Source organism: Streptomyces sp. S6, assembly GCF_054880855.1.
Genome location: NZ_JBTYMC010000166.1, coordinates 1 through 14,251 on the forward strand (window position 1 = coordinate 1; position 14,251 = coordinate 14,251).

General features: G+C 68.9%; 15 protein-coding genes. 5 read left to right on the top strand and 10 right to left on the bottom strand.

Features of this window, described 5'->3' with window-relative positions:
- The 7 genes from ACVNF4_RS21975 to ACVNF4_RS22005 form a co-directional block, all read right to left on the bottom strand.
- A partial coding sequence (locus ACVNF4_RS21975; RefSeq protein WP_461804576.1) for an NADH-quinone oxidoreductase subunit G occupies positions 1-1,608 on the bottom strand: 1,608 nt, incomplete at its 3' end.
- A complete protein-coding gene (gene nuoF / locus ACVNF4_RS21980; RefSeq protein ID WP_461804577.1) occupies positions 1,605-2,954 on the bottom strand; it encodes an NADH-quinone oxidoreductase subunit NuoF in 1,350 nt (449 codons plus the stop codon). The genes ACVNF4_RS21975 and nuoF, both read right to left, overlap by 4 nt.
- Positions 2,951-3,721, bottom strand: coding sequence for an NADH-quinone oxidoreductase subunit NuoE (gene nuoE / locus ACVNF4_RS21985; RefSeq protein ID WP_461804578.1), 771 nt, complete (start codon positions 3,719-3,721; stop codon positions 2,951-2,953). Before nuoE ends, nuoF begins: the two co-directional genes overlap by 4 nt.
- Entirely contained in the window at positions 3,718-5,040 is a 1,323-nt protein-coding gene (locus ACVNF4_RS21990; RefSeq protein ID WP_461804579.1) for an NADH-quinone oxidoreductase subunit D, read from the bottom strand. The genes nuoE and ACVNF4_RS21990 overlap by 4 nt, the downstream gene beginning before the upstream one ends.
- Positions 5,037-5,771 (bottom strand): NADH-quinone oxidoreductase subunit C, encoded by a 735-nt coding sequence (locus ACVNF4_RS21995; RefSeq protein ID WP_461804580.1) that lies wholly within the window; start codon positions 5,769-5,771, stop codon positions 5,037-5,039. The genes ACVNF4_RS21990 and ACVNF4_RS21995 overlap by 4 nt, the downstream gene beginning before the upstream one ends.
- Positions 5,768-6,322 (bottom strand): NuoB/complex I 20 kDa subunit family protein, encoded by a 555-nt coding sequence (locus ACVNF4_RS22000; RefSeq protein ID WP_461804581.1) that lies wholly within the window; start codon positions 6,320-6,322, stop codon positions 5,768-5,770. Before ACVNF4_RS22000 ends, ACVNF4_RS21995 begins: the two co-directional genes overlap by 4 nt.
- A gap of 14 nt (positions 6,323-6,336) precedes the next feature.
- Positions 6,337-6,696, bottom strand: coding sequence for an NADH-quinone oxidoreductase subunit A (locus ACVNF4_RS22005; protein WP_030813697.1), 360 nt, complete (start codon positions 6,694-6,696; stop codon positions 6,337-6,339).
- Positions 6,697-7,328: 632 nt separating this feature from the next.
- Here ACVNF4_RS22005 and ACVNF4_RS22010 point away from each other — a divergent pair.
- Positions 7,329-8,156: a C40 family peptidase gene (locus ACVNF4_RS22010; RefSeq protein ID WP_461804582.1), complete on the top strand. Its 828-nt coding sequence runs from the start codon at positions 7,329-7,331 to the stop codon at positions 8,154-8,156.
- A 149-nt stretch (positions 8,157-8,305) separates the two neighbouring features.
- Positions 8,306-8,926: a peptide deformylase gene (gene def, locus ACVNF4_RS22015; protein WP_461804583.1), complete on the top strand. Its 621-nt coding sequence runs from the start codon at positions 8,306-8,308 to the stop codon at positions 8,924-8,926.
- Positions 8,927-8,980: 54 nt separating this feature from the next.
- Here the strand turns inward: def and ACVNF4_RS22020 are convergent, their stop codons facing one another.
- Complete coding sequence (locus tag ACVNF4_RS22020) at positions 8,981-10,294, bottom strand: geranylgeranyl reductase family protein (RefSeq protein WP_461804584.1); 1,314 nt, start codon at positions 10,292-10,294, stop codon at positions 8,981-8,983.
- Between the two features lie 96 nt (positions 10,295-10,390).
- On the opposite strand from ACVNF4_RS22020, the gene ACVNF4_RS22025 reads away from it, so the two are divergent.
- Both ACVNF4_RS22025 and ACVNF4_RS22030 read left to right on the top strand, forming a co-directional pair.
- On the top strand, positions 10,391-10,915 hold the full coding sequence (locus tag ACVNF4_RS22025; RefSeq protein WP_461804585.1) for a GNAT family N-acetyltransferase: 525 nt from the start codon (positions 10,391-10,393) through the stop codon (positions 10,913-10,915).
- Between the two features lie 111 nt (positions 10,916-11,026).
- Positions 11,027-11,371: a PASTA domain-containing protein gene (locus ACVNF4_RS22030; protein ID WP_461804586.1), complete on the top strand. Its 345-nt coding sequence runs from the start codon at positions 11,027-11,029 to the stop codon at positions 11,369-11,371.
- A 19-nt stretch (positions 11,372-11,390) separates the two neighbouring features.
- On the opposite strand, the gene ACVNF4_RS22035 is transcribed toward ACVNF4_RS22030, so the two are convergent.
- Positions 11,391-12,083, bottom strand: a complete 693-nt coding sequence (locus tag ACVNF4_RS22035; protein WP_461804587.1) for a demethylmenaquinone methyltransferase — start codon at positions 12,081-12,083, stop codon at positions 11,391-11,393.
- Between the two features lie 585 nt (positions 12,084-12,668).
- Between ACVNF4_RS22035 and ACVNF4_RS22040 the strand changes: the two genes are divergently transcribed.
- Positions 12,669-13,706 carry a chitinase gene (locus ACVNF4_RS22040; RefSeq protein WP_461804588.1) on the top strand — a complete coding sequence of 346 codons (1,038 nt, stop codon included), beginning with the start codon at positions 12,669-12,671 and terminating at the stop codon, positions 13,704-13,706.
- 30 nt (positions 13,707-13,736) lie between these two features.
- On the opposite strand, the gene ACVNF4_RS22045 is transcribed toward ACVNF4_RS22040, so the two are convergent.
- A partial coding sequence (locus tag ACVNF4_RS22045) for a hypothetical protein (RefSeq protein ID WP_461804589.1) occupies positions 13,737-14,251 on the bottom strand: 515 nt, incomplete at its 5' end.

Consider the following 14,251-nt stretch of genomic DNA (forward strand, 5'->3'; position numbering starts at 1 on the left):
CGGGCTGTTCGGGATGTCGTGGCAGAGCTGGTCGGTGGACAGCGCGCTGGGGTGGTTCTGACGGTGGGCGAGACTTCCGGAGTGCCTCAGAGGTACGACATACCTGAGACCCCCCGCCACGCCCGCCAGGCGCTCGCCGACGACGATGACGGCGCCGTCGGCCCGCAGCGCCTCGGCGGCGACCTCTCCGGGCGTCTCCAGGCCGCTGCCGGACGCGAGGGCGTCCAGCCACTCCGTCTCGGTGCCGGGAGCGGCCGGCAGCAGCGTGCCGCCCGCCTTCTGAAGGCCCCGGGTGGCGTGCGTGGCCAGCGAGAACACCTTCAGCCCGGTCTTGCGCCACGCCTTGCGCAGCCGCAGGAAGACGCCGGGCGCCTCCTCCTCGGACTCGAAGCCCACCAGGAGGACGGCCGGGGCCTGTTCCAGCGCGGTGTACGTGACGCCCGTGCCGTCGAGGTCATGGCCGCGTCCGGCGACCCGGGAGGCCAGGAAGTCGGCCTCCTCGCCGCTGTGCACGCGCGCGCGGAAGTCGATGTCGTGCGTGTCGAGGGCCACCCGCGCGAACTTGCTGTACGCGTAGGCGTCCTCGACGGTGAGCCGGCCGCCGGTCAGCACACCGGTGCGCCCGCGCGAGGCCAGCAGCCCCTGCGCCGCGATCTGGAGGGCCTCCGGCCAGGAGGCGGGCACCAAGTCGCCCTCGGGGTTGCGCACGAGGGGCGTCTCCAGGCGGTCGCGCGCCTGCGCGTACCGGAACCCGAAGCGCCCCTTGTCGCAGATCCACTCCTCGTTGACCTGCGGGTCGTTCGCGGCGAGCCGCCGCATGACCTTTCCGCGCCGGTGGTCCGTGCGGGTCGCGCAGCCGCCCGCGCAGTGCTCGCAGACTGACGGCGTCGACACCAGGTCGAAGGGGCGGGAGCGGAACCGGTAGGCGGCCGAGGTGAGGGCGCCGACGGGACAGATCTGGATCGTGTTCCCGGAGAAGTACGACTCGAACGGATCGCCTTCGCCCGTACCGACCTGCTGTAGGGCGCCTCTTTCGATCAACTCGATCATCGGGTCGCCCGCGACCTGGTTGGAGAAGCGGGTGCAGCGCGCGCACAGCACGCACCGCTCGCGGTCCAGGAGGACCTGCGCGGAGACCGGGACCGGCTTCTCGTAGGTCCGCTTGCGGCCCTCGAAGCGGGACTCGGCCTGGCCGTGCGACATGGCCTGGTTCTGGAGCGGGCACTCACCGCCCTTGTCGCACACCGGGCAGTCCAGCGGGTGGTTGATGAGCAGCAGCTCCATCACGCCGTGCTGGGCCTTCTCGGCGGCCTCGGAGGTGAGGTGCGTCTTGACGACCATGCCGTCGGTGCAGCTGATCGTGCAGGACGCCATCGGCTTGCGCTGGCCCTCGACCTCGACGATGCACTGGCGGCAGGCGCCGGCCGGGTCGAGGAGGGGGTGGTCGCAGAACCGGGGGATCTCGATGCCGAGCTGTTCGGCGGCGCGGATGACGAGGGTGCCCTTGGGCACGCTGATCTCGGCGCCGTCGATCGTCAGCGTCACGAGATCTTCCCGCGGCACCGCCGCCTCTCCGCCTCCGGAGGGGGAACTCGTGGTGACCGTCACGCCTTCACCTCCGTGTGCTTGTCGGCCCAGGCCGTCGACTTGGCGGGGTCGAAGGGGCAGCCGCGGCCCGTGATGTGCTGCTCGTACTCCTCGCGGAAGTACTTCAGCGAGGAGAAGATCGGCGAGGCGGCGCCGTCGCCGAGGGCGCAGAACGACTTGCCGTTGATGTTGTCGGCGATGTCGTTCAGCTTGTCGAGGTCGCTCATGACGCCCTTGCCGGCCTCGATGTCGCGCAGCAACTGCACGAGCCAGTAGGTGCCTTCACGGCAGGGCGTGCACTTCCCGCAGGACTCGTGGGCGTAGAACTCCGTCCACCGGGTCACCGCGCGCACCACGCACGTCGTCTCGTCGAAGCACTGGAGGGCCTTCGTGCCGAGCATCGAGCCGGCCGCGCCGACGCCCTCGTAGTCGAGGGGGACGTCGAGGTGCTCGTCGGTGAACATCGGTGTGGAGGAGCCGCCCGGCGTCCAGAACTTCAGCCGGTGCCCGGGGCGCATCCCGCCGCTCATCTCCAGCAGTTGGCGCAGGGTGATGCCGAGGGGCGCCTCGTACTGGCCGGGGCTCGTGACGTGCCCGGACAGGGAGTACAGCGTGAAGCCCGGGGACTTCTCGCTGCCCATCGAGCGGAACCATTCTTTTCCGCGATTCAGGATCGCGGGAACCGACGCGATGGACTCGACGTTGTTCACTACAGTCGGGCACGCATAGAGGCCCGCGACGGCAGGGAAAGGAGGGCGGAGCCGCGGTTGACCCCGGCGGCCTTCGAGCGAGTCGAGCAGCGCGGTCTCCTCACCGCAGATGTACGCGCCGGCCCCGGCGTGCACGGTGAGCTGGAGATCGAGCCCGCTGCCGAGGATGTTCTCGCCGAGATAGCCCGCCGCGTACGCCTCGCGTACGGCCTCGTGCAACCGCCGCAGAACGGGGACGACTTCACCCCGCAGATAGATGAAGGCATGCGACGACCGGATGGCGTAACACGCGATGACGATGCCCTCGATGAGGCTGTGCGGGTTCGCGAAGAGGAGCGGGATGTCCTTGCAGGTCCCCGGCTCCGATTCGTCGGCGTTGACAACTAGATAGTGCGGTTTTCCATCTCCCTGGGGAATGAACTGCCACTTCATCCCCGTCGGGAACCCGGCACCGCCACGCCCCCTCAGCCCGGAGTCCTTGACGTAGGCGATCAGGTCGTCCGGCGACATGGCGAGGGCCTTGCGGAGCCCCTCGTACCCCTCGTGCCTCCGGTAGACGTCGAGCGACCAGGACCGCTCCTCGTCCCAGAAGGCCGACAGCACGGGTGCGAGCAGCTTCTCGGGACTGCTGCCCTTCAGTTCGGGTGCCAATGTCATCCCTCCCCCTCCTCGGCGGCGGGCCGGTCCTCGGGTTCCTCACGCGGGTGGACCACGCGCGCGGCTGCGGTCTCTCCCCTGGCCAGGCGGAGGCCCACCAGCGAGGCGGGTCCCGCGCCGCCGCTCGCCTCGACGGCGCCCTCGCGCTCGTCGGGGAAGCCCGCCAGGATGCGGGCAGTGTCCTTGAAGGTGCACAGCGGCGCCCCGCGCGTGGGAGACACCTCACGGCCGGCGCGCAGGTCGTCGACGAGGCGCTTGGCGCTCTCGACGGTCTGGTTGTCGAAGAACTCCCAGTTGACCATCACGACGGGCGCGAAGTCGCAGGCCGCGTTGCACTCGATGTGCTCCAGCGTGACCTTCCCGTCGTCCGTGGTCTCTCCGTTCCCGACGCCCAGGTACTCCTGGAGCGAGTCGAAGATCGCGTCGCCGCCCATCACCGCGCAGAGCGTGTTGGTGCAGACGCCGACCTGGTAGTCGCCGCTCGGGCCGCGCCGGTACATCGTGTAGAAGGTCGCGACGGCGGTGACCTCGGCGGTGGTCAGGCCCAGCACCTCGGCGCAGAACCGCATCCCGGTGCGGGTGACATGGCCCTCCTCGGACTGCACGAGGTGCAGCAGCGGCAGGAGCGCGGAGCGGGAGTCGGGGTAGCGGGCGATCACCTCGCGCGCGTCCGCCTCCAGGCGCTCCCGTACGTCGTCCGGGTAAGCGGGCGCGGGCAGTTCGGGCATGCCCAGCCCGACGCCCCGCTGGGGGGAAGAGGTGGTCACCGGTCGACGCCTCCCATCACGGGGTCGATGGACGCGACGGCGACGATGACGTCGGCGACCTGGCCGCCCTCGCACATCGCCGCCATGGCTTGCAGGTTGGTGAAGGACGGGTCGCGGAAGTGGACCCGGAAGGGGCGGGTGCCGCCGTCGGAGACGGCGTGGACGCCGAGTTCGCCCTTGGGGGACTCGACGGCCGCGTACGCCTGGCCGGCCGGGACCCGGAAGCCCTCGGTGACCAGCTTGAAGTGGTGGATCAGGGCCTCCATGGAGGTGCCCATGATCTTCTTGATGTGGTCGAGGGAGTTCCCCAACCCGTCGGGACCCAGGGCCAGTTGGGCGGGCCAGGCGATCTTCTTGTCGGCGACCATGACCGGGCCCGGCTGGAGCCGGTCCAGGCACTGCTCGACGATGCGCAGCGACTGGCGCATCTCCTCCAGGCGGATCAGGAAGCGCCCGTAGGAGTCGCAGGTGTCGGCGGTCGGGACGTCGAAGTCGTAGGTCTCGTAGCCGCAGTACGGCTGGGACTTGCGCAGGTCGTGCGGGAGGCCGGTGGAGCGCAGGATCGGGCCGGTCGCGCCGAGGGCCATGCAGCCGGTCAGGTCGAGGTGGCCGACGCCCTGCATACGGGCCTTGAAGATGGGGTTCCCGGTGGCGAGCTTGTCGTACTCCGGAAGGTTCTTCTTCATCTTCTTCACGAACTCGCGGATCTGGTCCACCGCGCCGGGCGGCAGGTCCTGGGCGAGTCCGCCGGGCCGGATGTACGCGTGGTTCATGCGCAGGCCGGTGACCAGCTCGTAGATGTCGAGAATCATTTCACGATCGCGGAATCCGTAGATCATGATCGTGGTGGCGCCGAGCTCCATGCCGCCGGTGGCGATGCACACCAGGTGCGAGGAGAGCCGGTTCAGCTCCATCAGCAGGACGCGGATGATCTCGGCGCGCTCGGGGATCTGGTCCTCGATGCCGAGGAGCTTCTCGACGGCGAGACAGTAGGCGGTCTCGTTGAAGAAGGACGTCAGGTAGTCCATGCGCGTGACGAAGGTGGTCCCCTGCGTCCACGTCCGGAATTCGAGGTTCTTCTCGATGCCGGTGTGCAGGTAGCCGATGCCGCAGCGGGCCTCGGTGACCGTCTCACCGTCGATCTCCAGGATCAGCCGGAGCACGCCGTGGGTGGACGGGTGCTGGGGGCCCATGTTGACGACGATGCGCTCGTCGTCCGCGCGGGCCGCCGACTGGACGACCTCGTCCCAGTCGCCTCCGGTGACCGTGTAGACGGAGCCTTCCGTGGTCTCACGGGGACTTGCGTGCGACGTGCTCACGAGTACGACCTCCGCTGGTCCGGAGCCGGGATCTGGGCGCCCTTGTACTCGACGGCGATGCCGCCGAGGGGGTAGTCCTTGCGCTGCGGGTGGCCCTGCCAGTCGTCCGGCATCATGATCCGCGTCAGGGCCGGGTGGCCTTCGAAGACGATCCCGAAGAAGTCGTACGTCTCGCGCTCGTGCCAGTCGTTCGTCGGGTAGACGGGGACGAGGGACGGGATGCGCGGGTCGGCGTCCGGGGCGCTGACTTCGAGGCGAATCAGCCGGTTGTGGGTGATCGAGCGCAGGTGGTAGACGGCGTGCAGCTCACGGCCCTTGTCGTGCGGGTAGTGCACGCCGCTGACGCCGGTGCACAGTTCGAACCGCAGCGCCGGGTCGTCGCGCAGGGTGCGGGCGACGCGGACGAGGTGCTCGCGCTCGACGTGGAAGGTGAGTTCGCCGCGGTCGACGACCGTCTTCTCGATCGCATTGTCCGGGAGGAGACCCTCTTCCTCCAGGGCGCCTTCGAGTTCGTCGGCGACCTCGTCGAACCAACCTCCGTACGGCCGTGAGGTGGCCCCCGGCAGGCGGACCGAGCGGACCAGACCGCCGTAACCGGAGGTGTCGCCGCCGTTGTTCGCGCCGAACATGCCGCGCTGGACGCGGATCTCCTCGCCCTGGTCGCCGCGCTGGCCGGGGAGGTTGGAGGCGCTGAGGTCCTTCTCGGGGTTGGTGCCGTTCGCGTCGCTCATCGCAGCAGCCCCTTCATCTCGATCAGCGGGAGGGCCTTCAACGCCGCCTCCTCCGCCTCACGGGCCGCTTCCTCCGCGTTCACGCCGAGCTTGGAGTGCTGGATCTTGTGGTGGAGCTTGAGGATCGCGTCCATCAGCATCTCGGGGCGCGGCGGGCAGCCGGGGAGGTAGATGTCCACGGGGACGATGTGGTCGACGCCCTGGACGATCGCGTAGTTGTTGAACATGCCGCCCGAGGACGCGCACACGCCCATGGAGATGACCCACTTGGGGTTCGGCATCTGGTCGTAGACCTGCCGCAGGACGGGCGCCATCTTCTGGCTGACCCGGCCGGCGACGATCATCAGGTCGGCCTGGCGGGGCGAGCCCCGGAAGACCTCCATGCCGAAGCGGGCGAGGTCGTAGCGCCCCGCCCCGGTGGTCATCATCTCGATGGCGCAGCACGCGAGGCCGAAGGTGGCGGGGAAGACGGACGCCTTGCGCACCCAGCCCGCGGCCTGTTCGACGGTGGTCAGCAGGAAGCCGCTCGGCAGCTTTTCTTCGAGTCCCATGGTCTAAAGGCCCCTCAGTCCCATTCCAGGCCGCCGCGCCGCCAGACGTACGCGTAGGCGACGAAGACGGTGAGCACGAAGAGCAGCATCTCCACGAGCCCGAAGACACCCAGGGCGTCGAAGGTGACGGCCCAGGGGTAGAGGAAGACGATCTCGATGTCGAAGACGATGAAGAGCATCGCCGTCAGGTAGTACTTGATGGGGAAACGCCCGCCGCCGGCCGGCGTGGGGGTCGGCTCGATTCCGCACTCGTAGGCTTCGAGCTTCGCGCGGTTGTAGCGCTTCGGCCCGATGAGCGCGGCCATGACCACGGAGAAGATCGCAAAGCCTGCCCCGAGGGCTCCCAGTACGAGGATGGGCGCATAGGCGTTCACCGCTCCTCGCTCCTCTCAGTCGGCACTGACTGTTGGCGGGTTGCATAGAAAAACGTTGGGGCCATCACCAAGATCGCGAACATGTGAAGCAGGTCACAAGCCCAACTGCCCCGCATCTTATGCCCGTCGCTCTGTGATCTGCGACACGGGGTATTGCACAAGCTTTGTGATCTCCACCACCTGACGAAGGATCATGAAGTCACACCGGTGCCGATCTTGGCACGCGAGGCAGTGAAGTGATCACACGAAGTGACATTTTCGCTCGTCAGTGACGGCCGGAGGGGGGCGTCTCTATATCAAGAGAGTTCCCGTGCATCCAAATTGGCCTTGGACGGAGGGGGTTGATAGTGGACCCCGTTCACACGTCAGGGGGACGCCGCGGCGAGACGTGGACGTGGTGACCGTTCCGTGACCTGTGCCACATCGGAACGAACCCCTCCGAAGTCAGGCTTGGCCAACGACCTCAACGAATGGTAGGTGGCGGGCAATTCGGACGTATCCACGAAAGGCAATGATCACAGCCTTGATCGCCCAGGTCCGCAATGTCCGTTACGGCGTCAATAAAGAAACTGGGACGGGAAAGTTGAGGCGTGGATTGAACAAGTGTGGCGCAGGACACGTTCCTTGTGGGTATGGAGGAGCTCCTGATACCGCTTGTACCCATGTCCCACACCGCTCACATACGCAGCCACCGGAAACCCCGCCGCACCGCGCCTTCTATGGCGATGCGTGCCGGAGTCGCCAGTGGTGTCATCGGCACGCTGGCCGTCGCCGCCGCGGCGGGTTCGGCCAACGCCGCCGACGCGTCCGTGACGCAGACGCTGGAACTGCCCACGCTCACCGCGGACCTGTCCGCGCAGGTCGAGCAGGCGGCGCAGTTCACCTCGCAGGCCGCGGCCAACTACCAGTTGCAGGCCGAGCGCGACTCCGCCGCCGCTGCCGCCGCGAAGGAGGCCGCGAAGGACCTCGACGCGGCGGAGAAGGCCGAAGCCAAGAAGAAGGCCGACGAGGAGGCGCGTATCGCCGCCGCCGAGGCCGCCGTCTCCCGTTCGTCGACCCGCGCGAGCCTGAGCGACAGCTCCGACAGCGTCTCCGCGCCGGCCAGCGGCAGCGTCGCCACCGTCATCGCCTTCCTCAAGGCTCAGGTGGGCGACTCGTACGTCCTCGGCGGCACCGGGCCCAACTCCTGGGACTGCTCCGGGCTCGTGCAGGCCGCGTTCCGGCAGGTCGGCATCGATCTGCCGCGCGTCTCCGAGGACCAGTCGACCGTCGGCACCGACGTCTCGCTCTCCAACCTCCAGGTCGGGGACATCCTGTACTGGGGTCCCAAGGGGTCGGCGTACCACGTCGGCGTCTACATCGGCGGGGGCAAGTACCTCGACGCGGCGAACCCCTCCAAGGGGGTCGTCATCCAGGAGCTGTCCGGGTATCCGGCGAGCGGTGCGGTGCGGGTGCTCTGAACCCGTAGTACCCGTAGTCACCCGTAGTACTTGAGGTGCAGGGCCGCAGCCGCTCGGGGGCAGCGGCCCTTCTCCGTACGGGACTTCCCTCACACTGATCAACGACCGGTCGGCAGTCGACCGGCAGTCAGTCAGAGGGAGACACAGAGATGCCCAGCGTCTTCGTCCAGGGCCACCCCGTGGACTCGTACCCCCGCCACGCCCCCGAGGCCCGCCGGGGCCGCGTCCGCCGGATCACCGAAGTCGGCGAGGAGATCCTCCACAAGCCCTGCCGTGACGTCACCGAGTTCGGCCCCGACCTCGCCGCCCTCATCGACGACATGTTCCTGACGATGTACATCGCCAACGGCGCGGGCCTCGCGGCGAACCAAGTCGGCGTGGATCTCCGCCTGTTCGTCTACGACTGCCCCGACGACGACGGCGTCCGCCACGTCGGCCACATCGTCAACCCGACCCTGGCCGACCTCCCCACCCGCCGCCGCCTCCTGGACGACTCCGAGGGCTGCCTCTCCGTCCCCGGCGCCGTCATGGACGTCCCCCGCCCGGACGTGGCGGTGATCCACGGCCACGACCGCACCGGCGCCCCCGTCACGATCGAGGGCACCGGGTACTTCGCGCGGTGCCTGGCGCATGAGACGGACCATGTGAACGGGCACGTGTATCTGGACCGGTTGTCGAAGAGGGACCGGCGGGAGGCGCTGCGGCAGATGGCGGACGGCAGGGAGAGGGTGCTGGCGCAGAGGGCGGCGAACGAGGAGGCCTTGGGGTAAGGCTTTTCGTCTTTCAAGGGCGCGAGCAGCCACAGCCCACCCGCGCCCGGCCCCCTACGCCTTCGGCGCCACCTTGCTCAGCCCGTTGATGATCCGGTCCATCGCGTCCCCCCCGGTGGGATCCGTCAGGTTCGCCAGCATCTTCAGCGTGAACTTCATCAACACCGGGTGAGTGAGCCCCCGTTGGGCCGCGACCTTCATCACCTTCGGATTCCCGATGAGCTTCACGAAGGCGCGGCCCAGCGTGTAGTACCCCCCGTAGGTGTCCTTCAGCACCTGCGGGTACCGCTGAAGCGCGATCTCCCGCTGGGCCGGCGTGGCCCGCGCGTGCGCCTGCACGATGACGTCCGCGGCGAGCTGCCCGGACTCCATGGCGTACGCGATCCCCTCGCCGTTGAAGGGGTTGACCAGCCCGCCGGCGTCCCCGACGAGCAACAGCCCCTTGGTGTAGTGGGGTTGACGGTTGAAGGCCATCGGCAGCGCGGCTCCGCGGATGGGCCCGGTCATGTTCTCCGGCGTGTATCCCCATTCCGCCGGCATGGACGCGCACCACGCCTTCAGCACCTCGCGCCAGTCCAACTCCTTGAAGGAATCGGAGGTGTTGAGGACCCCGAGCCCGACGTTGGACGTCCCGTCGCCCATCCCGAAGATCCACCCGTAGCCCGGCAGCAGCCGGTCCTCGGCGCCCCTCCGGTCCCACAACTCCAGCCAGGATTCGAGGTAGTCGTCCTCGTGCCGGGGGCTCTCGAAGTACGTCCTGACGGCGACCCCCATCGGCCGGTCCTCCCGCCGGTGCAGCCCCATCGCGAGGGACAGCCGCGTGGAGTTGCCGTCGGCGGCGACCACCAGGGGCGCGTGGAAGGTGACTTCACGCTTCTCCTCGCCCAACTTCGCGTGCACACCGGTGATCCGGCCGGTCCGGTCGTCGCGGATCGGCGCCCCCACGTTGCACCGCTCGTACAGCCGCGCCCCCGCCTTCTGCGCCTGCCGGGCGAGCTGCTCGTCGAAGTCGTCGCGCTTGCGGACGAGTCCGTAGTCCGGGTACGACGCCAGCTCGGGCCAGTCGAGTTGGAGCCGGACGCCGCCGCCGATGATCCGCAGCCCCTTGTTGCGCAGCCAGCCGGCCTCCTCGGAGATGTCGATCCCCATGGCGACGAGCTGTTTGGTGGCGCGCGGCGTGAGCCCGTCGCCGCACACCTTCTCGCGGGGGAACTCGGTCTTCTCCAGCAGCAGGACGTCGAGCCCGGCCTTGGCGAGATAGTACGCGGTCGTCGAACCGGCAGGACCCGCGCCGACGACGATCACGTCGGCGGTGTTCCCGGAGAGAGACGCGGTGTCTTCGGAGTGAGGATCAGTCACGACGGTCACGGCGGGATCTCCCAGGTTCGGAATATGCGTGCCGGCCGGCACTGGACATGCGCAGTCTATTCAGCAGAATTGATCACCCGGCTGAAGGGTTGCCCCGTGAATCTGCCTCTTCCCGTAGTGCGGCTGCGTGTTCCCACCGATGAGGACGCGCTCGCCTGGCACCGGCTCTTCGACGACCCGGAGGTCATGGCGTTCCACGGCGGCGCGGCGGCGGAGATCTCGTACTACGAGGAGCTGACGGCCCGCCAGCGCCGGCACGACGCCGAGTACGGCTTCTGCCTGTGGACCATGCTCGACCGGGAGGGCCGGGTGATCGGCTTCACCGGGGCCCAGCCGTGGCCCCGTGAGTGGGGGCCGAAGGGCGAGATCGAGATCGGCTGGCGGCTCGGGCGGGAGCACTGGGGCAAGGGGTACGTCACGGCGGCGGCCCAGATGACGCTGGAGCGGGTGCGGTCGGCGGGCGCACCCGGTGTCGTCGCGATGGTCGACGCGGGGAACACGCGCTCGATCGCCGTGACGCGGCGGCTGGGGATGCGGCTGGCGGAGGTCTTCACCACGCCCGACTCCCGTCGCGAGGGTCACTGCTACCGCCTCGATCTCGAAAGTGGTAACTCTCAGTAGCCAACCGTTGCGAAATTGTCGCACAGCGCTTCCGGACGGCCCCCTCCGGCGGTTACCCTTCCAGTACCGCTGGGGGTGACATCTGTGCTCATACCACCCAAAACACCGGAAGTGCATGTACCGCGTCTGGTCGGCCTGATGGCCATGGACGCCCGCGAGAAGGCCCAGGCGCACGGCGTGCTCCTCACCGCGCCCGACCGCCCCGACTTCCTCCGTACGGTCGTCGACTACGTAGTACGCCAGTACCCCCCACCCGGAGCCGCGATTCCCCGGGGAGCCGTCGTCTCCGTCTGGTTCGACTTCGGCGAGGGGGAGGGCGGGGGCGGCGCGGGGGTCCACGAACCACGGATACCTCGCCCGGGGGGCGGCGGGTTCCAGCGGGAGCTGGAGGAGCCGGGGGAGCCGTATGCGGCGGTGGGGTACGGCGGGCAGGGAGTACCGATGGCCCTGGGATGACGACGCACCCCCGTAGGCGCTACTCCTTGAACCCCCGGTGCAGAGTCACCACTCCCCCGGTCAGGTTGCGCCACGCCACCTTCGCCCACCCCGCCTCCCGCAACCGCGAGGCCAGCGCCGGCTGATCGGGCCATGCCCGGATGGACTCGGCGAGATACACGTACGCCTCGGGGTTGGACGACACGGCCCGCGCCACCGGCGGCAACGCCCGCATCAAGTACTCGGTGTAGACCGTCCGGAACGGCGCCCACGTCGGATGTGAGAACTCGCAGATCACGACCCGCCCCCCGGGCCGCGTCACCCGGTACATCTCCCGGAGCCCCGCGTCGAAGTCCTGCACATTGCGCAGCCCGAACGAGATCGTCACGGCGTCGAACGTGTCGTCCTTGAACGGCAGCCGCGTCGCGTCACCGGCGGTGAACGGCAGCCAGGAGTTGCGCCGCTTGCCGACCTGAAGCATCCCGAGCGAGAAGTCGCACGGCACGACATACGCCCCGGCCTGCGCGAACGGCAGCGACGACGTCCCCGTCCCGGCCGCGAGATCCAGGATCTTCTGCGCCGGGCGGGCGTCCACGGCCCGCGCGACCTCCTTGCGCCAGCGCCGGTCCTGCCCGAGGGACAGCACGTCGTTGGTCAGGTCGTACCGTTCCGCCACGTTGTCGAACATCGAGGCGACTTCGTGCGGCTGCTTGTCCAGGGATGCGCGGGTCACCCGGCCATTCTTGCAGGCACCCCTACGGGATCTCCGGGAGGGACCTGAGGGCTACGGGTACGACAGGGAGGGGAGAGTGACGTACCCGGCGGACCGGAACGCCTGTACGAGGGGGGTGTCGTCGAGGTCGTACGCCCCGGTCTCCCCCTGACGGGTGAGCGCGTACCGACCCGGCCCGCATCTGCTCGATGTATTTCGGCAGCGCGGCAATGATCCGGGACGGAAACTCCTTTTGTCGTCCTTGGGTGTGGCCCATGGGACGATCTTCAAGACGCCCGGAATTTCCCAGTCGCCGAATTCGGCGTCGATGAAAACGCTGGTGTGGGAGGTCGGCGTGGAAGGTGAGGCCCGCCGTCGAGGGCCTTGCCGGAGCCGGAGTCGGAGCCGGTCCGCACCTGCGGCGGGCTCGGATTGCGTTCCCTGGATATCAGGAAAACATCTGCCCCTGCCCTTCCGCCGAGAGTTGTCCGTTTCCGCTCGGCTCCGATCGCGGATTTACCGTGTGGCAACTGTTCCCACGCGCTCGTCCCCGGTGTGAGACATTTCCCTCCAGAAACAGGAATCACGAGAGCGGGTGCTTGTGCCATGCGGAGCTTTCTGGTGCCGCTGAGCTGTCTGTTCGCGCTGGCCGCGGCAGGCTGTTCCACCTCCTCCGGTACGGCGTCGGACGCGGCGGCCGGACCGGCGGAACCGATGTCGCCGCCCCCTGGTACCTCCGTGTCCCCGCCCCCTACGACCACCGTCACGACCGGATACGCCCCCTACGTGAGCGCCACGGAGGCATCGGCGAACGACTCGGCGGGCGCCCCGGCCACGTACAACCTCGCGTTCGTGATCTCCGACGGCAGCACGTGCACGGCGAGGTGGAACGGCACGACGGCGATCGGCGACACGGCGGTGAGGTCCCGGATCTCGAAGCTGACCGCCTCCGGATCGAGCGTGCGGGTCTCCTTCGGCGGCGCCTCCGGCAAGGAGTTGGCCACGGTCTGCTCCAGCCCCTCGGAACTGGCCGCCGCCTACGGGGCCGCCCTGGACGCGGCCGGGTCGAAGAAGGCCGACTTCGACATCGAGGGAAACACCCTCACCGACAGCGCCTCGGTCGCCCTGCGCTCCCAGGCGATCGCCGAACTCCAGAGGAAACGCCCCGGGTTGGAGATCTCCTTCACCCTCCCGGTGATGCCCTCGGGCCTCGACGCCGACGGCCTCGCCCTGCTCGCCTCGGCGAACAAGCACGACGTCCAGGTCGCCACGGTCAACATCATGACCATGAACTACAGCGAGACCTACACCGGCGACATGGGCGACTACGCGATCACCTCCGCGACAGCCACGCACACCCAGTTGAAGTCCGTCTTCGGCACCACCGACATGGCCGCCTGGCGCGGTATGGCCCTCACCTCGATGATCGGCGTCAACGACATCGCGGGCGAGACGTTCACCCTCGCCGACGCGGCCCAACTCCGGTCGTTCGCCGAGGAGAAGGGCATCGGCTGGATGTCGATGTGGTCGACGTTCCGCGACCGGCAGTGCACGTCCGGCACTCCCGGGCAGGGCGACGCGGCGACCGATTGCAGCGGGGTGAAGCAGAGTTCGGGCGCGTTCGGGAAGGCGCTCGCGGGCTGAGAGGCCGACTCGGGCCCGGCGACTTCCGGTTCACCGACTCCGGTACACCAGACGCCCGTTGAGGACCGTCGCCACACAGGCCGAGGCGCCCTTCTCGACCAGCGCGGCCTCGTCGGGGACGTCGAACGCGGCGAGGTCGGCGCGGGCACCGACGCTCAACGGGGCGTGCACGGTACCGGAGAGGTCGTACCCCGCAGTGAACGGATCGAGGTCGGGGCGTTCGCCGAGCAGGGCATCGGGAGCGGCGAGGGCATCGGTGACGGGGGCGACGGCCAGCCCGGACCGGGCGATCGCCGACGCGAGGAGCGGGTCGGTGAAACGTGTCCCGGACGCCGCGACGGCAGTCGTCCCGTGGGCCAGCATCCGCTGGATGCCGCGCCGCACGCTGCCCGGCCAGCGGGACTCGGAGAGTTCGAGCGCGGCCAACTCCTCCCCCCAGACGGGGAGTTCACCCAGCTCGCCGGCCTCGCGCGGGTCGGGGTGGTAGCAGCGGCGCAGCAGCCGCACGGGGTGCCGCTGGCGCAGGCCCGGGGTGAGGACGCCCG

What these genes read in the sequence shown, in the direction of transcription:
- ACVNF4_RS22040 (WP_461804588.1), top strand. Translation starts at nt 12,669, where the DNA reads ATGCGGAGCTTTCTGGTGCCGCTGAGCTGTCTGTTCGCGCTGGCCGCG.
- ACVNF4_RS21995 (WP_461804580.1), bottom strand. Translation starts at nt 5,771, where the DNA reads ATGAGCGACGCGAACGGCACCAACCCCGAGAAGGACCTCAGCGCCTCC.
- def (WP_461804583.1), top strand. Translation starts at nt 8,306, where the DNA reads ATGCCCAGCGTCTTCGTCCAGGGCCACCCCGTGGACTCGTACCCCCGC.
- ACVNF4_RS22010 (WP_461804582.1), top strand. Translation starts at nt 7,329, where the DNA reads ATGGAGGAGCTCCTGATACCGCTTGTACCCATGTCCCACACCGCTCAC.
- ACVNF4_RS22000 (WP_461804581.1), bottom strand. Translation starts at nt 6,322, where the DNA reads ATGGGACTCGAAGAAAAGCTGCCGAGCGGCTTCCTGCTGACCACCGTC.
- nuoF (WP_461804577.1), bottom strand. Translation starts at nt 2,954, where the DNA reads ATGACATTGGCACCCGAACTGAAGGGCAGCAGTCCCGAGAAGCTGCTC.